Consider the following 19,647-nt stretch of genomic DNA (forward strand, 5'->3'; position numbering starts at 1 on the left):
CGGCATGATCACCGACGAACAACGGGCCGCCCGCACCGCGCGAGCGGTGGCCGCCGCGGTTTCCGCGGGACGCGATCTCGGCATCGCCGTCACCGAACCCGAGGTCCTGTACGACGTTTTCTCCGTCATCGTGCGGCTGGCGCCTTCACCGGTCGTCGTGCGCGTGCCGACCGTGCTGCCGCGCACGACCACGCCGGAGACGCAGCTGACCGACCAGCGGCGCGAGCTCGCCGTCGCCGCCTGGCTCGGCGAGAAGGGGCTCCCGGTCGTCAAGCCGAGCCCGCTGGTGCCGGCGGAACCGGTGCGGCGTGACGGTTTCTCGATGACCTTCTGGGAACTGATCGAGTTCGTCGAGGACGCGAACCTCGCCGTCGAGCACTCGGCGAAGCTCGTCGCGAAACTGCACGCCGCGCTCCGCGACTATCCCGGCGAGCTGGCGTTCCTGAACGGTCTCGATCCGTTCATCCCCGACGGCCTCGCCCAGCTCGAAGAGCGGCCGGACCTGCTCGACGCCGCCGACCTCGACCGCGCCCGCCGCGAATGGGAGGTCTTCCGACCGATGCTGGCCTCGGAAGAGGCGTTCGCCGAGGCGTTCCCCGGTGCCACCGTCCAGCCGGTGCACGGTGACGCGCCGGGCTACAACCTGATCGTCACCACCGGAGGCGAGCTCTACTCCGACTTCGAACTGGTGAACCGCGGCCCGATCGAACGCGATCTCGCCTTCAACGGTCCCGAAGGCATCGCGGCCTACAACGCCGCCGCCGCGGAATTCGGGCTGCGCGAGGTCGACGAAGGCGTGCTGCGCACCTTCGAAGCGCTGGGCCTGCTTCAGGTGGTCGCGTGCCTGTCGATGGCGCCCGACCTGCCGATGCTGGTGGACGGCATGAAACCGATGATCGACCAGTGGCGGGCAACCCCGTTCGCGGGAGGGCTCGCTTAGCCGAGCATCGAGGTCCAGGCCTCGGCGAATCCGGGGAAGGTCTTCCCGACCGTCCCCGGGTTCTCCACCTCGACCCCCTCGACCTTCAGGCCGAGCACCGCGGCCGCCATCACCAGCCGGTGGTCGTCGTAGGTGCGGAACTTCCCGCCGTGCAGCGGCGCCGGCGTGATGCGCAGCCCGTCCTCGGTCTCGCGGACGTCGGCGCCGAGCGACGACAGTTCGGTGGCGAGCGCGGTCAGCCGGTCGGTTTCGTGGCCGCGAAGATGCGCCACCCCGGAGATGACCGACGGCCCCTCGGCGAAGCACAGCAGCGCCGCGATCACCGGCGTCAGCTCGCCGACGTCGTGCAGGTCCAGTTCGACGCCGGGGATCGTGCCGCTGCCGGTGACCGTCAGACCGGCCGCGTCGAGTTCGGCGGTGGCGCCCAGAACGGGCGCCAGGCTGCGCAGCCAGTCCCCGGGCTGTGTCGTCCGCTGCGGCCAGCCCGCGATGCGCACCGTGCCGCCGGTCGCGATCGCGGCGGCGACGAACGGCGCCGCCGTCGAGAGATCCGGCTCGACGACGTACTCGGGGCAGGAAAGCCGTGTCGGTGCGACGTGGAACTCGGCGCCCTCGCGGTCCACAGTGGCCCCGAAGCGGCGGAGCATTTCGACGGTCATCGCGATATGCGGCTCGCTCGGCACCTGGCCGCCCACAAGGCGCACGGTGACACCCTGCTGGAACGAGGGCCCGGCGAGCAGCAGCGCGGACAGGAACTGGCTCGACGCCGAGGCGTCCAGGTCGACCCTGCCGCCCCGCAGGCCACCTTCGCCGTGGACGGTGAAGGGCGGCGCGTCGCGGCGGTCGTCGTCGATGCGGGCGCCGAGGTCGCGCAGCGCCTTCAGCAGCGGCCCGATGGGACGGCGGCGGATGGCCTCGTCCCCGTCGAACAGCGCCGGGCCGGTGCCCAGGGCGGCGAGCGCGGGGGTGAACCGGGCGACCGTGCCCGCGTTGCCGAGTTCCACCCGGACGGTCTCGTCGGGATGGACGCGGCCGGGGCCGAGCGGGTGCACGAGATAGCCGCCGATGCTGCCTTGTGAGTGGGCGCCGAGGGCGTAGATGGCGCCGAGCATCAGGCGCGCGTCCCGGGAGTCGAGCGGGGTCCGCACCCGCGTCGGCGCGCTGGCGAGCGCGGCGAGGACGTAGGCCCGGTTGGTGATCGACTTCGAACCGGGGACACGGATGTCCGCGTCGAGCGGGCCTTCCGCGACCGGTGCGGTCCAGGTGTCGTGCGCGTCTGTCACGTCGCGAGGGTAGCGGTTTTCCACTCCATCGGACGCTTGCGGCGTGGCCGGTGAGCGCCCCGGCGGGCGTGCGATAAGGTGGAAGCCCGTGGGACTTCAGTCGCGGGCTACCAAGTATGTCTTTGTCACCGGAGGCGTTGCCTCCTCTCTGGGTAAGGGACTCACGGCTTCCAGCCTGGGTCAGCTCCTTACCGCACGTGGGCTCCGGGTCACGATGCAGAAGCTGGATCCGTACCTCAACGTCGATCCGGGCACGATGAACCCGTTCCAGCACGGTGAGGTGTTCGTCACCGACGACGGCGCCGAGACCGATCTGGACATCGGGCACTACGAGCGTTTTCTCGACCGGGCTCTCGACGGCAAGGCGAACGTCACCACCGGGCAGGTGTACTCCGAGGTCATCGCCAAGGAGCGCCGCGGTGAGTACCTCGGCGACACCGTGCAGGTCATCCCGCACATCACCGACGAGATCAAGGCGAGGATCACCGCCGCGGCGGGCGCCGACGAGGACGGGAACAGCCCGGACGTCGTGATCACCGAGGTCGGCGGCACCGTGGGCGACATCGAGTCGCTGCCGTTCCTGGAGGCCTGCCGTCAGGTCCGCCACGACGTCGGCCGCGACCAGTGCTTCTTCCTCCACGTCTCCCTGGTCCCGTACCTCGCCCCGTCGGGTGAGCTGAAGACCAAGCCGACCCAGCACTCGGTCGCCGCGCTGCGCAACATCGGTATCCAGCCCGACGCGCTCGTCTGCCGCGCCGATCGTGAGCTGCCGGAGGATCTCAAGCGCAAGATCGGCCTGATGTGCGACGTCGACACCGAGGCCGTCATCGCCTGCCCCGACGCGCCGTCGATCTACGACATCCCGAAGGTGCTGCACCGTGAGGCGCTCGACGCCTACGTGGTGCGCCGCCTCGGGCTGCCGTTCCGCGACGTCGACTGGACCGTGTGGGGCGACCTGCTCGACCGCGTGCACAACCCGTCGGAGACGGTGCGGGTCGCGCTCGTCGGCAAGTACATCGACCTGCCGGACGCGTACCTGTCGGTCACCGAGGCGCTGCGCGCGGGCGGGTTCGCCCACCGCGCCAAGGTCCAGATCGAGTGGGTCCCCTCGGACTCCTGCGAGACCCCGGCCGGTGCGGCCGCGGCGCTGTCCGATGTGGACGGTGTGCTGGTGCCGGGCGGCTTCGGCGTCCGCGGTATCGAGGGCAAGGTCGGCGCCATCGCCTACGCCCGCACCCACGGGCTGCCGCTGCTGGGCCTCTGCCTCGGCCTGCAGTGCATGGTGATCGACGCGGCGCGGAACCTGGCGGGTATCAAGGACGCGAACTCGGCCGAGTTCGAGGACGGCCCGAACCCGGTCATCTCCACGATGGCCGACCAGCGTGACGTCGTCGCCGGCGAGCGCGACATGGGCGGCACGATGCGGCTCGGCGCCTACGTCGCCAAGCTCAAGCCCGGCTCGCAGGTCGCGAAGGCGTACGGCAGCACCGAGGTCTCCGAGCGGCACCGTCACCGCTACGAGGTCAACAACGCCTACCGCAAGCGCCTTTCCGACGCCGGTCTGGTGTTCTCGGGTACCTCGCCCGATGACCACCTGGTCGAGTTCGTGGAGCTGCCCGCCGACAAGCACCCGTTCTTCGTCGGTACCCAGGCGCATCCGGAGCTCAAGAGCCGCCCGACCCGCCCGCACCCGCTGTTCAGCGCGTTCGTGAAGGCCGTCGTCGACCGCAAGGTCGCCGAGCGGCTGCCGGTCGAGCTGCCCGAAACCGCCCAGACGGCGGCCCGGTGAGCGAGCCCGGCAAGCACGAGTTCACCGTCGCGTCCACAAAGGACGTCCACATCGGACGTGTCGTGGGCCTGCGGGTCGACGAGGTCGTGATGCCCGGCGGCGGCACCGCCCGCCGTGAGGTCGTCGAGCACCTCGGCGCGGTCGCCGTCGTCGCGCTCGACTCGGACGGCATGGTGACGCTGATCCACCAGTACCGCCACCCGATCGGGCGGCGGCTGTGGGAACTGCCCGCCGGGCTGATCGACAAGGCGGGGGAGGACCCCGTCGAGGCGGCCAAACGCGAGCTGGTCGAGGAGGTCGGACTCAGCGCCGAGCGGTGGGAGACCCTGGTCGACGTCGCGGCGTCGCCCGGCTTCACCGACGAGGTCGTCCGCGTCTACCTCGCCCGCGAGCTGTCCGAAGTGGACAGGGAGGTCCTCGGCGACGAGGAGGCGGACCTCGTCATGCGGAAGTTCCCGCTCGCCGAGGCGGTGCGGATGGCCCTGGCGGGTGAGCTGGTGAACGGGTCGACCGTCGGTGGCGTGCTCGCCGCGCACGCGGTGCTTTCGGGGGCGGCTTCGTCGCGGCCGGCCGACGCGCCTTGGGAGGACAGGCCGACGAAGTTCGCTTCGCGCGGCCTCTGACGCTCGTGAGTGGTAAGGACGGTTCTAACCGTCCTTACCACTCACGAGGCTCTAGTCACGGAGACGGCGCCCCTGCGCGTCGGTGCCGCCGTTCGCCAGCAGCACGATCCCGTCGACGATCGGCCAGACCACCCCGGCACCGCAGGTGACCACCACGACCGCCAGCTGCCCCAAAGCGAGTCCGACATGGCCGGTGTAGAAGCGCCCGATCCCGAACGGCAGCACGATCTGCAGCACCCCGGCGGCCACCTTCGACTTCGGTGAATACGGCATGACCGCGGCCGGGTGCTGGTACACGGGCACGAACGGCGGCGGGTCGAACCGCGGCGCCAGGTACGTCGGATGCGGCGGGGGCAGGTCCTGGAACAGCGGCCGGAGTTCGCCGAGGGTCACGGCCTCGTACGCGGCGAGGACGCGGCCCTCGTACTCGTCCGGCGTGATCCTGCCCTGGCTGTAGTGGTCGCCGAGCAGCCGCGCGGCCTCTTCGCGCTCGGCGGTGCCGACGCGCATCTCGTCCGGGTCCGGTTGCTGGGACATGCTCCCAAGGTAGCCCGTTTCACACCCGCGACGCGGTACGCGCGGCGTACCCCCGAACGGGTCGCGGTGGTCCTAGAGTGTCCGTGTGTCACGGGCCGGCGGTACCGGAGTCGCCCAGGTGGTCGCCGCTTACCTCGACCATCTGGTGGTCGAGCGCGGAACCGCGAGGAACACCCTCGACAGCTACTCCCGCGACCTGCGCCGGTACACCGCGTACCTCGGCGCCGCCGACGTCGAGCGCTTCAGCGACGTCACCTCGGCGCACATCACCTCGTTCGGTGCTGCGCTGCGCGAAGGCAACGAAGAGCATCGGCCGCTCGCCGCGTCCTCGGCGGCCCGTGCGCTGGTCGCGGTGCGGGGGCTGCACAAGTTCGCGCACGCCGACGGCATCACCGAGAACGATCCGGCCCGCGAGGTCCGCCCGCCGGCCGCGGCCAAACGGCTGCCCAAGGCACTGCCGGTGGACGACGTGCTGAAACTGCTGGAAACCCCGCCGCCCGAGGGCGAACGCCCGCTGCGGGACCGGGCGCTGCTGGAGCTGCTCTACTCCACCGGCGCGCGGATCTCCGAGGCCGTGGGGCTCGACGTCGACGACATCGACGACGCCGAACGGACCGTGCTGCTCGACGGGAAGGGCGGCAAGCAGCGCATCGTGCCGATCGGCCGTCCCGCGCTGGAAGCGGTGCACGCGTACCTCGTCCGCGCGCGGCCGGCGCTCGCCACCCACGGGAGGGGGACGCCGGCGATGTTCCTGAACGCCCGCGGTTCCAGGCTTTCCCGGCAGAGCGCGTGGCAGGTTCTCAAGGACACCGCGGAATCGGCGGGGATCACGGCGGGCGTCTCCCCGCACACACTGCGCCACTCCTTCGCAACGCACCTTCTCGAAGGCGGCGCCGACGTCCGGGTCGTGCAGGAACTCCTCGGCCACGCTTCGGTGACCACCACCCAGGTGTACACGCTGGTCACGGTCAACACGCTCCGCGAGGTCTACGCCACAGCACATCCCCGCGCACTGGGCTAATCGACCCGGTCGGTCCCGGCGTGCCTCGTTGGCTCGACTCGCGGATCGCGCATAGGCTGCCGAGGATCCTGCCGAAGAGGAGCTTTCGCGCCATGTCGACACCGAACGAGCCGGCGAAGCCGTCCGCGTCCGCCGGTTCGGCCGCGGCGAGCCTCAGCCAGGTGACCATCGCAACCCCCGCCGAACACGACGGCGACGAACCGTCGGAGGACACGATCTCTTCCCGCGGCCGCAAGGCCAAGCGCGCCAAAGAAACCAAGCAGCAAGAACTCGAGAGGGACGGGATCGGCCCCACGGGCCGTCCGTTCCGCGAGATCCCCGATCCGCCGCCGCTGGACCGCCATGGTCCCGCACTGGTGATGGCCATGTGCAACCAGAAGGGCGGGGTCGGCAAGACCACCTCGACCATCAACCTCGGCGCGGCGCTGGCCGAATGCGGCCGCCGGGTACTGCTGGTCGACTTCGATCCCCAGGGCGCGCTCTCGGTCGGCCTCGGCATTCAGCCGCACGAGCTGGACCAGACGGTCTACAACGTCATCATGGAGCGGTCGGTCAGCATCACCGACGTCATCCGGAAGACCAGGGTGGACGGGGTCGACCTGCTGCCGAGCAACATCGACCTGTCCGCGGCCGAGGTCCAGTTGGTCGCAGAGGTAGGGCGCGAACACACTTTGTTACGGGTCCTTCGTCCGGTCATGAACGACTACGACTATGTTCTTGTCGACTGCCAGCCCTCGCTAGGCCTGCTGACGGTGAACGCACTGACCGCCGCGGACGGTGTGATCATCCCGCTGGAGTGCGAGTTCTTCAGTCTGCGAGGCGTAGCGCTCCTGATCGACACCATCGAGAAGGTGCAGGAACGCCTCAACCCCAAACTGGACATCACCGGGATTCTCGCCACCATGTACGACCCGAGAACCCTGCACTCGAAGGAGGTCATGGCGAGAGTGGTGGAGGCATTCGGCGACACCGTGTTCGACACGGTGATCAACCGCACCGTGCGGTTCCCCGAGACGACGGTCGCGGGCGAGCCGATCACGACCTGGGCTCCCAAATCAGCGGGCGCGGCGGCCTACCGCGCGCTCGCCCGTGAGGTGATCGCTCGGTGAGCAGGCGAGCTTCCCTGCCCGGAGCGTCCGAACTTTTCAGGATCACCTCCAGCCCCGCCCTCGATCTCCCGCCCGCGCCCGAACAGCCCGCCCCCTCGAAGGGGAACGGCAACGGGAACGGTTCCGGGAACGAGACGGGGAACGCGCACAAGGAACAGCTGGCCCGTGCCGCGCGCAGCGGGTCGGGGCGGACCAAGCACGACGCGAAGATCACCGTCTACGTCTCCGGCGACGAACTGCTGGCGATGGAGCAGGCCAGGCTGAACCTCCGGGCGAAGCACGGCCTCGTTCTCGATCGCGGCAGGCTGGTCCGCGAGGCGGTGGCCGTGCTGCTGGCCGACTTCGACGCGGCGGGCGAGGACTCGGTCCTCGTCCAGCGTCTGCGGGCGGGCAGCGAGGACGGGAAAGAGACCGAGAGCTGATGGACGACCCGGCCGCGGCTGCTCCCAGCGGCTCAGAGCCGGTCGAGCGGACAGAGGCAGACGAGACCCCCGCCGTGCACGAGACCGTGCACGGCGGGATGGTCCCCGAAGGACTGGCCAGTGAAGAGCTGAGCACGTCCAAGTTCAAGGTGAACCTGTCGAACTTCCAGGGCCCTTTCGATCTGCTGCTCCAGCTGATCTCGCAGCACCAGCTCGACGTCACCGAAGTCGCGTTGCACCAGGTCACTGATGATTTCATCGCCTACACCCGTGCGCTCGGCACGGAGTGGAACCTCGACGAGACGACCGAGTTCCTGGTCATCGCGGCGACCCTGCTCGACCTCAAGGCGGCACGGCTGCTGCCCGCCGCCGAGGTGGAGAGCGAAGACGACCTCGCCCTGCTCGAAGCACGAGACCTGCTGTTCGCGCGCGTGCTGCAGTATCGCGCGTACAAGCAGGTCGCGGCGCTGTTCGGCGAGCTGGAGGCCGGCGCGCTGCGACGGTATCCGCGGTCGGTCGCGCTCGAAGACCGGTTCATGGGTCTGCTGCCCGAGGTGATGCTCGGCGTCGACCCGGCGAAGTTCGCCGAGATCGCGGTCGCGGTCTTCAAACCGAAGCCACCGCCGACGGTGTCGATCGCGCACATCCACATGGGCCGCGTCTCGGTGCGCGAACACGCCGCGCTGCTGCGGCTCAAGCTGGCGGAACTGGGCGAAGCGACCTTCGGCGAGCTGGTCGACGACTGCGAGCACACCGTCGAGATCGTGGCGAGGTTCCTCGCGCTGCTGGAGCTGTACCGGGAGGCCTCGGTCCAGTTCGAACAGCTGGAGGCGCTCGCCGAACTGCACGTGCGCTGGACCGGCGGGTCCGTGGAGGAGGCGTCGGTGGCGGCCGAGCACGATCGCGCCGCCGCTGAGGACGAGGAGTACGGGTGAGCCCGGAGAACACCGAAGAGACCGAATCGCCCGAGACCGGGGATGGGCCGAAAGCTCCCATCGCCAAGTCTGACGAGGTGAAGGACGCTTTCGTCGCGACGGATGAGGTGAAGGACGCTTTCAGCCCGCCGGAGGCCTCGGAGCCGCCTGCCGACGAGCCGGGTGAGCCGGAGGCCCCCGAAGCGGAGCCGGAGGCCGAGGCCGACCCGGAGCCGCCTGCCGACGAAGGTCTCGTCGCGGCAGGCGACGGCGACTACCCCGACGTCACCTCCGACGAGATGCTCGAAGCGGCGCTCGAGGCGTTGCTCCTGGTCGTCGACTCGCCCATCAACGAGGAATCGCTCGCCGACACGGTCGGCCAGCCGGTGTCGCGGGTGACCGTGGCGCTGCGCACGATGGCGCAGAAGTTCACCGAGCGGACCAGCGGAATCGACCTGCGCCGAGTCGGCGAAGGGTGGCGGTTCTACACTAGGGACGTCTATGCCCCGTTCGTGGAGAAGCTTCTGCTCGACGGCCAGCGTTCCAAGCTGACGCGAGCCGCACTGGAGAGCCTCGCCGTGATCGCCTATCGGCAGCCGGTGACCAGGGCCAGGGTCGCCGCCGTCCGAGGGGTGAACGTGGACGGGGTGATCAGGACGCTGCTGGCGCGCGGCCTGATCGAGGAGATGGGGACCGACCCCGAAACCACAGGCACGCTGTACGTGACGACCGAGCTGTTCCTGGAGCGACTGGGCCTCTCGTCCTTGGCCGACCTTCCGCCCATCGCTCCGTTGCTACCCGAAGTGGACACCATCGATGACATCTGACCCGCATCCCGACGGCATTCGGCTGCAGAAGGTCCTTTCGCAGGCGGGAGTCGCCTCGCGGCGCGCGGCCGAGGACCTGATCGTGCGCGGTCGCGTGAGCGTGGACGGCAAGGTGGTCACCGAGCTCGGCCGCCGCGTCGATCCGGACAACTCCGTGATCCACGTCGACGGCACCCGCGTCCAGGTCCGCGAGGACCTCGTGTACCTCCTGCTGAACAAGCCCAAGGGCGTGCACAGCACGATGAGCGACGACCGCGGCCGTCCGTGCGTCGGCGACTACCTGCGCGGCCGGTACGAGGAGACGCCCGGCATCGTGCACGTCGGCAGGCTCGACGAGAACACCGAAGGCCTCCTGCTGCTCACCAACGACGGCGACCTCGGCCACCGGCTGATGCACCCGTCGTTCCGCGTGCTGAAGACCTACTTCGCCGAGGTCGAGGGCATCGTCCCGCGCGGGCTCGGCAAGGAGCTGCGGGCGGGCTTCGAGCTGCCGGACGGCATCGTCAAGGTCGACCAGTTCCGGGTCAAGGACATGCTGGCCGGGCGCACCCAGATCGAACTGGTCATCCACGAGGGCCGCAAGCACATCGTGCGGCGGCTGATGGCGGCCACCGGGCACCCGGTGCGCAAACTGGTCCGAACCGCGCTCGGTGATGTCCAGCTCGGCGCCCAGCGCTCGGGCTCGATCCGGCGGCTGAACCGCGGTGAGGTCGGTTCGCTGTACCGCGCCGTCGATCTGTAACCAAGACTTTCCGCTCTACTGCACAGGTGATCTCCGCGTTTAGCTCTCCCTGACGGGCTTTCAGCCGACGGGGAAGGGCTCAACCGTGAAAACAGTTGTGCTGGCAGGGATCTTGGCGGTCGCCGCGGCCGTGGTCGCGGCGCCGCAGGCCGCGGCGAAACCGCGGGGCAGCGAACCGGTCTACGACTTCGCCCAGGCCGTCCGCGAGACGGCTTGGGTGGACATCGGGCTCGACGGGGACGGCGACGGCCGGTCGGACCGGGTCGCCGCGGACATCATCCGGCCGAGGGAACCGGCGGCGCAGGGCAAGAAGGTCCCGGTCATCATGGACGCGAGCCCGTACTACTCGTGCTGCGGGCGGGGCAACGAGAGCGAGCTCAAAACCTACGACTCGGCGGGCAGGCCGGTCGGGTTCCCGCTCTATTACGACAACTTCTTCGTCCCGCGCGGGTACGCCGTGGTCCTGGTGGATCTGGCCGGTACCAACAAGTCCCGCGGCTGCACCGACATCGGCGGGCCGTCGGACGTCAATTCGGCGCGCAAGGTCGTCGACTGGCTGAACGGCCGCGCGAACGGCTACACGACGGCGACCGGTCCGGCCAGGACGAGCGCGACCTGGTCGACGGGCGCGGTCGGCATGATCGGGAAGTCCTACGACGGCACGGTGGCCAACGGCGTCGCCGCGACCGGCGTCGACGGGCTCAAGACCATCGTGCCGATCGGCGCCATCAGCTCTTGGTACGACTACTACCGCTCCGACGGCGCGAACCTGCGCCAGGGGAGCCCAGCGGGGTTGGCGCAGACCGTCTCGCGGCGCAACGGCGGGCAGAACTGTGCTGCGGCGAACCAGAAGCTCACCGCGGGCGCGACGGCGAACGGCGACTACAACGCGTTCTGGCTCGACCGGGACCACGTGCAGAGCGCTTCGAAGGTGAAGGCCAGCGTGCTCGCTTCGCACGGCTTGGGCGACCTCAACGTCAAGACGATCAACTTCGGGCAGTGGTGGGAAGCGCTGAACGTCGAGCGCAAGATCTGGCTGACGCAGGCCGGGCACGTCGATCCGTTCGACTACCGGCGGTCGGCGTGGGTCGACACCCTGCACAAGTGGTTCGACCACTACCTGCTCGGCGTGGACAACGGTATCGAGAAGACCCCGGGCGCGAGCGTGGAACGCGAGCCCGACGTCTGGGTGGACCAGCCGGCGTGGCCCGCGGGCAGCGCCGTCACCCTGCGCCCCGCGGCCGGGAGCACGCCGGGTGTCGGCACGCTCGGTACGACCGCCGGGACGGGCACGGTGTCGTTCACGGACTCGTCGGGCCAGTCCTCGAACAGCTGGGCCGCGAGGCCGACGGAGACCGCGAGCGGGCGCGTGCTGTTCAGCACCGGCGCGCTCGCGAAGGACCTGCACGTCTCCGGGACGGCGAAGGTGACCGTGACCGCGACGCCGTCGACGTCCACGGCCCGTCTTTCGGCGATCCTGGTGGACTACGGCCCGGCGACGATCCGGAATTACACCGGGTCGAAGGAAGGCATCAAGAACGAGCTGACGCAGTCGTGCTGGGGCGCGAGCGCGCCCGGTAACGACGCCTGCTACCTGGACACGAGCACCGACGCCGTCTCGGTGGGGCTGAACATCATCAGCCGCGGGTGGGCGGATCTGGCCAACCACCGTTCACTGAGTCAGGAATCGCCGCTGACGCCGGGGCAGCCGTACACGATGACGTTCCGGCTGGCGAGTACGGACCATGTCGTCCCGGCGGGACATCAGCTCGCGCTGATCATCGGCGGGACGGACGGCTCGTTCATCTCCGGTCCGGCGCAGTACCCGAAGATCACGGTGGACCTGGGCAAGACCTCGCTGGCGCTGCCTGTCGCGGGCGCGGGACCGTCGGCGGTTCCGGCTCCGCTTCCGGCGGCTCCGGCACAGATCGCACCGGCGACCGTTTCGGGGCTTGAGCGCGGTTAGGCGAGTGCGCTGAGGGGCCTTTCATGGCAAATTCTGCCGTGAAAGGCCCCTTCATGCCGTCAGCGTCCGGCGGTCACCATCCACACCCCGCCGGGGATCCGCACTCCCCGCGGAGTCTCGAATTCGCCGAGTGCCTCCCGGACCCGGTCACGGAGGATCGCGACGGAGGCCGCGTCCACATCGCGCAGGTTGTGCCGGATGGGAGCCATCGAGAAGACGAAATCCGTCGCGTCGCGGATGTCCGCCCCGAAGCCCATTTCCGCGTCCACCGGGCTGATGTCGATGTCGCGGAAGCCCGCCGCCGTGAGCACTTCGGTGATCCGTTCGGACGCGAGCAGTGAACCCATCCCCCGTGCGGCGGGGGAGGGCTCGCGGAGGTAGGGCGCGAGCGCCGCCGTCGCGCGGGCGTAAGCGCTGTCGACGTCGCCGGACCGTGGTCCCACGAAGGCCAGCCGCCCGTCCGGCGCCATCGCTTCGCGAAGATGCGTGAACGCCGCGACCAGGTCGGCGAAGAACATCACGCCACCCCGGCTGACGACGACGTCGAAGCCGGGCCCGCCGAACGGGTGCACCTGCGCGTCGCCCTGCTCGAACGCGATGTTGGTGATTCCCTCGGCCGCCGCGTCCAGACGAGCCCTTTCCAGCTGTGGCGCCGAAAGGTCGATACCCAGAGCGTGCCCGCTTCCGGCCTTCTTCGCGGATATCCGGGTCGTGAGCCCGGTGCCGCAGCCCACGTCCAGGACGGCGTGCCCGTCGCGGATGTCCGCCGCGGCGAAAAGCGGCGCGTCGAAGGCTTCCATCATCCCGTTGTAGCGGTCCGGACGATCCGCCCAGAGCCTGCCTTCCCAGCCGTTCCACGCCTCGGCCTGTTCCTGATTGACGATCGCCGTCATCCGGCCACCCCATCCCGTCGTTACTAGAGTTGGACTCTAGTGATTGACTCTAGAGATAGACTCCAGTCATGAGTGGTGTCAAGGGCGCCCGATCCGAGCGGGCCGCGGAAACCCGGCGGCGGATCATCACGGCCGCCACGGAGCTCTTCCTGGCCGACGGCTACGGCGCGACCACGCTTCAACAGGTCGCGGACCGGGCGGGAGTCGCGGTCCAGACCATCTACTTCACCTTCCGCAACAAGCCGACGTTGCTGAAGGAACTGGTCGACGTCGCGATCGCCGGTGACGATGGTCCACTGGCGACGATGGAGCGGCCGTGGTTCGCGCGGGTGCTGGACGCGCCGGACGCGCGTGAGGCGCTCAACGCTCTGGTCGAGGGCAGCCGGGCCGTGCTCCAACGGGTAGCCGCCGTCACCGACATGGTCCGAATCGCGCTCGCGGCTCATCCCGAGCTGCGCGAATTGTGGCCCGAGCAAGAGGATCCGCGCCATGTCGTGCACGCGACGGCGGCGAAGGCCCTGATGGGGAAACCGGGCGCCGTCACCGGTCTCGATACCGGTAAGGCGGCGGACGTCCTCTACGCGCTCCTGAGCCCGGAGCTGTTTCTGATCTTCACCCGGGACCGCGCCTGGCCGCTGGACGTGTGGGAGCGCTGGGCGGAGGACACGCTGGCCGCCCAGTTGCTCGAGCAGGGCTAGGTGAACGCCAGGAACGGTCCTTCCTTGCGGAATTCGCGAGGAAGGACCGTCCCTGGCGTGGGGTCAGCCGGTCTGGGAAGCGGCGGTCTTCGAGCCGAAGGGCTTACGCTGCAGCGCGCGGGCCACCGGTTCGACGATCCGCGCGGCCGTCGGGCCGAGGATCGCCATCAGGAGGACGTACGCCGTCGCGAGTGCGGCGAGTTCGCCGGTCACCGCTCCCGCCGCCACCGCCAGCCCGGCGATGACGATCGAGAACTCGCCGCGCGCGACCAACGCGGCTCCGGCACGGGCCCGGCCCATCTTCCCGATGCCCTGTCTGCGTGCGGCCCACCAGCCGGTGCCGACCTTCGTGAGCGTGGTGGCGACCGCCAGGACGACCGCCCAGCCGAGCACGGGCGGGATCGACGCGGGGTTCGTGTTGAGCCCGAACACGACGAAGAACACGGCCGCGAAGAGATCCCGCAGCGGTTCGAGCATGTGCGTCGCGTTCTCCGCCGTCGAACCCGAGATCGCGATGCCGAGCAGGAACGCGCCGACCGCGGCCGAAACCTGCATCGCCGAAGCCACGCCGGCGACCAGCAATGCCGCGCCGAGGACCTTGAGGAGGAACACCTCGCGGTCCGGGCTGTCCACCGCCGCGGAGACGTACCGGCCGAACTTCAGCGCGATCACCAGGACCACGGTGATGACCATCAGCGAGATCCCCACGGCCTTCAGGCCGCCGAGGAAGCTCACTCCGCCGAGCACCGCGGTGAGGATCGGCAGGTACAGCGCCATCACCAGGTCTTCGAACACCAGGATCGACAGCACCACCGGCGTTTCCCGGTTACCGAGCCTGCCGAGGTCGCCGAGCACCTTCGCGATGATCCCGGACGACGAGATGTAGGTGACGCCCGCCATGACGAGCGCGCCGATCGGCCCCCAGCCGAGGATGAGCGCGACGATCGCGCCCGGTGCGGCGTTCAGCACGATGTCCACGACGCCCGCCACCCACGAGCGTTTCAGCCCGGTGAACAGCTCGGCCGCCGAGTACTCCAGGCCCAGCAGGAGCAGCAGCAGGACGACACCGATCTCGCTGGCGAGATGGGTGAAGTCGCCGATGTCGCCGAGCGGGATCAGCCCGCCCTGCCCGAAGCACAGGCCACCGATCAGGTACAGCGGGATCGGGGACATCCCGATCTTCCCCGCGAGGCGGCCCAACGCGCCCAGCCCGAAGAAGACCGCCCCGAGTTCGATCAAGGACAGTGCGGTGTGATCCATCCGCGATCAGCCGTACTTCAAGATCTTGACGGCGGCCTCGAGACCTTCCGAGGTGCCGACCGCGACGAGGACGTCGCCCGCGGTGAGGTTGAAGTCCGGCGTGGGGGAGGGGTGGACCTGCCCGGCCCGCATCACCGCGACGACCGAGACGCTCGTGCGCGACCGCATGGCGGTGTCGCCCAGCGTCCGGCCGTCGAACGGCGACGACGCCTTGATCGGCAGCTGCTTGGTGTTGATGCCGGGCAGGTCCCGGTGCTCTTCGGTGAGCTGGGCGACCAGCTGGGGCGCGCCGAGCAGGTTCGCCAGCGCGCCCGCTTCGTCGGTGGTGAGCGGAAGTGAGGCCAGGCAGGCGTCGGGATCGTCCGTTTTGGACACGATCAGCTCGACGTGTCCGTCGCGATGGGTCACCACGCCCACGCGGCGGCCGTTGCGGGTGGCGAAGTCCTTGCGGACGCCAATTCCGGGGAGCGGGGTCACTTCGACGTTCACGTGAACAACAGTAACTCACTGTTCGTTTCGCGCGGGACGGATCAGGAACAGCGCCGAGATCCCGAGCATCAAGGCACACGTCGCGCCGTGGATACCGAGCGCGGCGCCCACGGACCCGTTGTGGGTCAACACGATCAGCATGTCGCCGAACGGGATGAAGGCCATCGCGAGCATCGCCCAGCCCAGCGCGCGGGCGTTCCGGAACAGGAGCAGCGCGAGCACCACGAGCGCCGTGCCGATGTCGCGGACGCCTTTGACCGCGAGGATCGGGTCACCTTCGGACGGCATCACCGGCAGTCCGAATCCGCCCGTCTGGGTCGCCGGGAAGAACACGTAACCGCTCCCGAAGTAGAGGACGAAGAGCACGAGGGCGGCGGACAGGACGTAAGCGATCTTGATTCTGGTCATGATCTCCGACTCCAAAAGCTAGCAGTGCTAGGAACGAGACGGACATTATCGCTAGCACTGCTAGCTTGTCTAGCGGTGCTAGCATGTTCGTATGGTCACCAACCCCCGGCGCGAGCGGGACCGCTCGCAACGCGAACAGCTGATCGTCACCACCGCCCGCGAGATCGCCGAAGAGGAGGGCTGGGAGGCGGTCACCACCCGCCGGCTGGCGGCGAAGATCGAGTACAGCCAGCCCGTGCTCTACAGTCATTTCTCCGGCAAGGGGGCGATCATGGCCGCCGCGGCGCTCGAGGGCTGCACCGAAATGGCCGCCGACATGCGGAAGGGCGCCAGGGCGGGGGAGGGCTCGCGGGAGGCGCTGCTGCGGCTGGCCGAGAACTACTTCGACTTCGCCGACCGCAAACCCGCGCTCTACGACGCGATCTTCACTCTCGCCAGTGAGCTGAGCTTCGCCAGCCCGGACAGCCCGGAACCACTCAAGGACGCGTTCGGCGCGCTGCTCGAAGTCGTGGGCCCGGTCTCCGGCGAAGACGATCCCGGCCTCTACACCGAGACCTTCTGGGCGGCATTGCACGGCCTGGTCACTCTCGAGCGCAGCCGACGCCTCCCGGCGGACGCACGCACGGAACGGATCGGCATGCTCGTCGACCGGTTCGCCGTGGGCGGCTGAGGCGTGTCGCGTGCCACCAGGCAGAATGGTCGTCGATCAGGTGAGCGACGAATGAGCTGAGGAGAGTTTCGGTGACGGGAGCCCTGCGTGGTGTGGTCGCGATGGACGGCCCGTCCGGAACCGGGAAATCCACGGTTTCGCGGAAGCTCGCGACGAAGCTCGGCGCCGGTTACCTCGACACCGGCGCGATGTACCGCATGGTCACCCTCGCCGTCCTGCGCGCCGGGGTCGACCCGGCCGACGCGGACGCGGTCGCCGACGTCGCCGTGAAGGCCGAACTGGGCATCGGGACCAGCCCCGACGAGGCGACCGTGACCCTGGCGGGGGAGAACGTCGCCGCCGAGATCCGCGGGGCGGACGTCACCACCGCGGTGTCGCCGGTTTCGGCCGTCCCGGCGGTCCGTGAGCTGCTGGTCACCCGGCAGCGCGAGATCATCGCCGAGGTGCTCGGCCGGGTCGGCGGCATCGTGGTCGAGGGGCGCGACATCGGCACCGTCGTCTCACCGGACGCCCCGCTCAAGATCTTCCTCACCGCCTCGGCCGAGGTCCGCGCCGCGCGTCGCAGCGCGCAGGACTCCGCGGCCGGTCGCGAGTCCACCGTGGATGTCGCGAAGGCGGCCGTCGAGCGGCGCGACCACCTCGACTCCACGCGGGCTGCTTCGCCCCTGCGCGCGGCCGAAGACGCCGTCGAGGTGGACACTTCGGCGCTCAACATCGACCAGGTGATCGTCGCGCTGGCGGAACTGGCACTGCACCGCGGGCTCCTCGAAGGCTGCCCCGCCGAGGCCGCCAGGTGAGCGCGAAGGGACTGCCCGAAGGCGCGAGCGGCCCGATCCACACCTTCGGCAGGGGGATCTCGAAGTTCATCGTCCGGCCCGCCTTCCGGGTCCGGGTCCACGGTCGCGAGCGGGTGCCGTCGTCGGGGCCGGTGGTGTTCATCGCCAACCACAGCTCGATGGTGGAACCGCAGCTGCTGTTCGGAATGTTGTCGCGCCGCACGGCGTTCCTGGTCAAGGAGGAACTCTTCCGGGGGTTCGTCGGCTGGTTCTTCCCGAAACTGGGCCAGATCCCGGTGAAACGGGGTGCGGTGGACCGTAAACCGCTGATGATGGCGGTCAAGGTGCTCGAGGACGGCGGTGCGGTGGGGATCTTCCCCGAAGGCACCCGCGGCCTCGGTGACGCCGAAAACTTCGAGCGCGGCGCGGCCTTCCTGGTCCGCGCCGGGAACGCGACCGTGGTTCCGGTCGCCACTCGGGGGACGTACAGACCCGCCGGCGCCAAGAGGCGTTGGCGGCCACGCGTCGACATCATGGTCGGCGAACCTTTCACTCCCGCGATCGGGAAGGGAAGGACAGGGCTGGAGGAGGGAACCGAGCGGCTTCGCATCGCGCTCGCGGACCTCGTGAAGGCACTGGACGAATGGCGCTTGGAGCACGGGCTCCAAGACACGCGACAGGATTGAGTACATGACTGGATTTGACTCCGCCTCCGCGGGGGGAAGTACGTCGGCGGGGCTCGACGGCGTCGGCGAGATCGACGGCTCCTGGTCCGACGAGTCCGAATTCACCGCGCTCGACGCGCAGATCGCCGCGGGCGAGGCCGAGGAGGAGGCGCAGCTCGCGCAGCCGGTCCTCGCCGTCGTCGGCAGGCCGAACGTGGGCAAGTCGACCCTGGTCAACCGCATTCTCGGCCGCCGCGAGGCGGTCGTGCAGGACGTCCCCGGCGTGACCAGGGACCGCGTCGCCTACGACGCCTTCTGGGCGGGCCGCCGGTTCACCCTGGTGGACACGGGCGGCTGGGAGCCGGATGCGACGGGGCTCCAGGCCTCCGTCGCCGCGCAGGCCGAGATGGCGATGGCCACCGCGGACGCGGTCCTGCTGGTCATCGACGCCAGCGTCGGCGCGACGGCCACCGACGAGGCCGTCTCCAAGGTGCTGCGCCGTTCGAAGAAGCCGGTGCTGCTCGCCGCCAACAAGGTCGACGACGACCGTCTGCTCGCCGACACCGCGTCGCTGTGGTCGCTCGGCCTCGGCGAGCCGTACCCGGTCAGCGCGCTGCACGGCCGCAGCTCGGGCGATCTGCTCGACGCCATCGTCAAGGCGCTGCCGGAGATGCCGCGTGACGGTGACCGCGCCACCACCGGCCCGCGCCGCGTCGCGCTGGTCGGCAAGCCGAACGTGGGCAAGTCGAGCCTGCTCAACAAGCTGTCCGGCGAGGAGCGGTCCGTCGTGGACTCGGTCGCCGGCACCACCGTCGACCCGGTCGACTCGCTGGTCGAGCTGGACGGCGAGACCTGGCGGTTCGTCGACACGGCGGGCCTGCGCAAGCGGGTCAACTCGGCCAACGGCGCGGAGTACTACGCCTCGCTGCGGACCAAGACCGCGATCGACGCGGCCGAGGTCGCGATCGTGCTGCTGGACGCCGCCGAGCCGCTCTCCGAGCAGGACCTGCGGGTGCTGACCATGGTCGTCGAGGCAGGCCGCGCCTGTGTGCTCGCCTTCAACAAATGGGACCTCGTCGACGAGGACCGCCGCCACGCCATGGTCCGTGAACTGGACCGCGGCCTGGTGCGCGTGCCGTGGGCGGACAAGGTCAACATCTCCGCGCTCACCGGCCGGTCCGTGCGCAAGCTCGCGCCCGCGCTGCGGACCGCGTTGAAGTCATGGGACCAGCGGGTTCCCACCGGCCAGCTGAACGGCTGGCTGGCCGACCTCATCGCCGCGACCCCGCCGCCGGTGCGCGGCGGCAAGCAGCCGAAGGTGCTGTTCGCGACCCAGGCCGGTATCCGGCCGCCGACGCTCGTCCTGTTCACCACCGGCTTCCTCGAAGCGGGCTACCGGCGGTTCATCGAACGGAAGTTCCGTGAGCGGTTCGGTTTCGAAGGCACACCCGTCCGGGTGAATGTCCGGGTCCGCGAAAAGAAGCAAAGGCCCAAGGCGGGCGGAAAAGCGGCCGGAAAGTCGGCGGGTAAACCGAAAGCGCGTTGATTTCTCACGATGTAGGTGAATGGTTCACTGGATGGACACGCCGATGACCTCGGGTTTCGGCGTGTCCAC

21 protein-coding genes are annotated in these 19,647 nt (G+C 69.6%); 15 read left to right on the plus strand and 6 right to left on the minus strand.

The window, feature by feature from the left end; genetic code table 11:
• The first annotated feature begins 4 nt into the window (after positions 1 to 4).
• Positions 5 to 940, plus strand: coding sequence for an aminoglycoside phosphotransferase/kinase family protein (locus tag BLW75_RS41505; protein ID WP_034322279.1), 936 nt, complete (start codon positions 5 to 7; stop codon positions 938 to 940).
• Here the strand turns inward: BLW75_RS41505 and aroA are convergent.
• The gene (gene aroA, locus BLW75_RS41510) at positions 937 to 2,223 is read right to left on the minus strand and encodes a 3-phosphoshikimate 1-carboxyvinyltransferase (RefSeq protein WP_034322282.1); all 1,287 of its coding nucleotides are present in this window, start codon (positions 2,221 to 2,223) and stop codon (positions 937 to 939) included. The genes BLW75_RS41505 and aroA overlap by 4 nt on opposite strands.
• A gap of 88 nt (positions 2,224 to 2,311) precedes the next feature.
• Here aroA and BLW75_RS41515 point away from each other — a divergent pair, with 88 nt between their 5' ends.
• Entirely contained in the window at positions 2,312 to 4,012 is a 1,701-nt protein-coding gene (locus tag BLW75_RS41515) for a CTP synthase (RefSeq protein ID WP_091599521.1), read from the plus strand.
• Positions 4,009 to 4,635: an NUDIX domain-containing protein gene (locus BLW75_RS41520; RefSeq protein WP_034322287.1), complete on the plus strand. Its 627-nt coding sequence runs from the start codon at positions 4,009 to 4,011 to the stop codon at positions 4,633 to 4,635. The genes BLW75_RS41515 and BLW75_RS41520 overlap by 4 nt, the downstream gene beginning before the upstream one ends.
• Before the next feature lie 51 nt (positions 4,636 to 4,686).
• On the opposite strand, the gene BLW75_RS41525 is transcribed toward BLW75_RS41520, so the two are convergent.
• Positions 4,687 to 5,172, minus strand: coding sequence for a DUF1707 domain-containing protein (locus tag BLW75_RS41525; protein ID WP_034322289.1), 486 nt, complete (start codon positions 5,170 to 5,172; stop codon positions 4,687 to 4,689).
• Positions 5,173 to 5,290: 118 nt separating this feature from the next.
• Between BLW75_RS41525 and xerD the strand changes: the two genes are divergently transcribed.
• The 7 genes from xerD (at position 5,291) to BLW75_RS41560 (ending at position 12,173) form a co-directional block, all read left to right on the plus strand.
• Positions 5,291 to 6,193 (plus strand): site-specific tyrosine recombinase XerD, encoded by a 903-nt coding sequence (gene xerD, locus BLW75_RS41530; protein ID WP_034322293.1) that lies wholly within the window; start codon positions 5,291 to 5,293, stop codon positions 6,191 to 6,193.
• A 92-nt stretch (positions 6,194 to 6,285) separates the two neighbouring features.
• A complete protein-coding gene (locus BLW75_RS41535; RefSeq protein ID WP_034322297.1) occupies positions 6,286 to 7,302 on the plus strand; it encodes a ParA family protein in 1,017 nt (338 codons plus the stop codon).
• A complete protein-coding gene (locus tag BLW75_RS41540) occupies positions 7,299 to 7,724 on the plus strand; it encodes a hypothetical protein (protein ID WP_034322300.1) in 426 nt (141 codons plus the stop codon). The genes BLW75_RS41535 and BLW75_RS41540 overlap by 4 nt, the downstream gene beginning before the upstream one ends.
• On the plus strand, positions 7,724 to 8,659 hold the full coding sequence (locus BLW75_RS41545) for a segregation and condensation protein A (RefSeq protein ID WP_034322303.1): 936 nt from the start codon (positions 7,724 to 7,726) through the stop codon (positions 8,657 to 8,659). The genes BLW75_RS41540 and BLW75_RS41545 overlap by 1 nt, the downstream gene beginning before the upstream one ends.
• Positions 8,656 to 9,465, plus strand: a complete 810-nt coding sequence (gene scpB / locus BLW75_RS41550) for an SMC-Scp complex subunit ScpB (protein ID WP_034322305.1) — start codon at positions 8,656 to 8,658, stop codon at positions 9,463 to 9,465. The genes BLW75_RS41545 and scpB overlap by 4 nt, the downstream gene beginning before the upstream one ends.
• Positions 9,455 to 10,207: a pseudouridine synthase gene (locus tag BLW75_RS41555; RefSeq protein ID WP_005153474.1), complete on the plus strand. Its 753-nt coding sequence runs from the start codon at positions 9,455 to 9,457 to the stop codon at positions 10,205 to 10,207. The genes scpB and BLW75_RS41555 overlap by 11 nt, the downstream gene beginning before the upstream one ends.
• A gap of 97 nt (positions 10,208 to 10,304) precedes the next feature.
• A complete protein-coding gene (locus tag BLW75_RS41560) occupies positions 10,305 to 12,173 on the plus strand; it encodes a Xaa-Pro dipeptidyl-peptidase (RefSeq protein ID WP_034322311.1) in 1,869 nt (622 codons plus the stop codon).
• Positions 12,174 to 12,232: 59 nt separating this feature from the next.
• Here BLW75_RS41560 and BLW75_RS41565 read toward each other — a convergent pair whose 3' ends face one another.
• Complete coding sequence (locus BLW75_RS41565) at positions 12,233 to 13,066, minus strand: class I SAM-dependent methyltransferase (protein WP_034322313.1); 834 nt, start codon at positions 13,064 to 13,066, stop codon at positions 12,233 to 12,235.
• A 68-nt stretch (positions 13,067 to 13,134) separates the two neighbouring features.
• Between BLW75_RS41565 and BLW75_RS41570 the strand changes: the two genes are divergently transcribed.
• Positions 13,135 to 13,764 (plus strand): TetR/AcrR family transcriptional regulator, encoded by a 630-nt coding sequence (locus BLW75_RS41570; protein WP_034322316.1) that lies wholly within the window; start codon positions 13,135 to 13,137, stop codon positions 13,762 to 13,764.
• 63 nt (positions 13,765 to 13,827) lie between these two features.
• On the opposite strand, the gene BLW75_RS41575 is transcribed toward BLW75_RS41570, so the two are convergent.
• Genes BLW75_RS41575 through BLW75_RS41585 form a run of 3 tightly spaced genes read right to left on the minus strand, consistent with a single transcriptional unit; the run spans position 13,828 to position 15,921 of the window.
• Entirely contained in the window at positions 13,828 to 15,024 is a 1,197-nt protein-coding gene (locus BLW75_RS41575) for a cation:proton antiporter (RefSeq protein WP_034322319.1), read from the minus strand.
• 6 nt (positions 15,025 to 15,030) lie between these two features.
• Positions 15,031 to 15,513, minus strand: a complete 483-nt coding sequence (locus BLW75_RS41580; RefSeq protein ID WP_034322322.1) for a cation:proton antiporter regulatory subunit — start codon at positions 15,511 to 15,513, stop codon at positions 15,031 to 15,033.
• Between the two features lie 15 nt (positions 15,514 to 15,528).
• Positions 15,529 to 15,921 (minus strand): DUF4267 domain-containing protein, encoded by a 393-nt coding sequence (locus tag BLW75_RS41585; RefSeq protein WP_034322324.1) that lies wholly within the window; start codon positions 15,919 to 15,921, stop codon positions 15,529 to 15,531.
• A 91-nt stretch (positions 15,922 to 16,012) separates the two neighbouring features.
• On the opposite strand from BLW75_RS41585, the gene BLW75_RS41590 reads away from it, so the two are divergent.
• The 4 genes from BLW75_RS41590 to der all read left to right on the plus strand — a co-directional run bounded on the left by BLW75_RS41590 (position 16,013) and on the right by der (position 19,578).
• Positions 16,013 to 16,591, plus strand: coding sequence for a TetR/AcrR family transcriptional regulator (locus BLW75_RS41590; protein WP_034322327.1), 579 nt, complete (start codon positions 16,013 to 16,015; stop codon positions 16,589 to 16,591).
• Between the two features lie 92 nt (positions 16,592 to 16,683).
• Entirely contained in the window at positions 16,684 to 17,388 is a 705-nt protein-coding gene (gene cmk / locus BLW75_RS41595; protein ID WP_034322331.1) for a (d)CMP kinase, read from the plus strand.
• Entirely contained in the window at positions 17,385 to 18,053 is a 669-nt protein-coding gene (locus tag BLW75_RS41600) for a lysophospholipid acyltransferase family protein (protein ID WP_034322333.1), read from the plus strand. The genes cmk and BLW75_RS41600 overlap by 4 nt, the downstream gene beginning before the upstream one ends.
• Positions 18,054 to 18,057: 4 nt before the next feature.
• Complete coding sequence (der, locus tag BLW75_RS41605) at positions 18,058 to 19,578, plus strand: ribosome biogenesis GTPase Der (RefSeq protein WP_091599524.1); 1,521 nt, start codon at positions 18,058 to 18,060, stop codon at positions 19,576 to 19,578.
• Positions 19,579 to 19,647: the final 69 nt, after the last annotated feature.

The sequence above is a fragment of the Amycolatopsis lurida genome (genome assembly GCF_900105055.1).
GTDB classification, from domain to species: domain Bacteria; phylum Actinomycetota; class Actinomycetes; order Mycobacteriales; family Pseudonocardiaceae; genus Amycolatopsis; species Amycolatopsis lurida.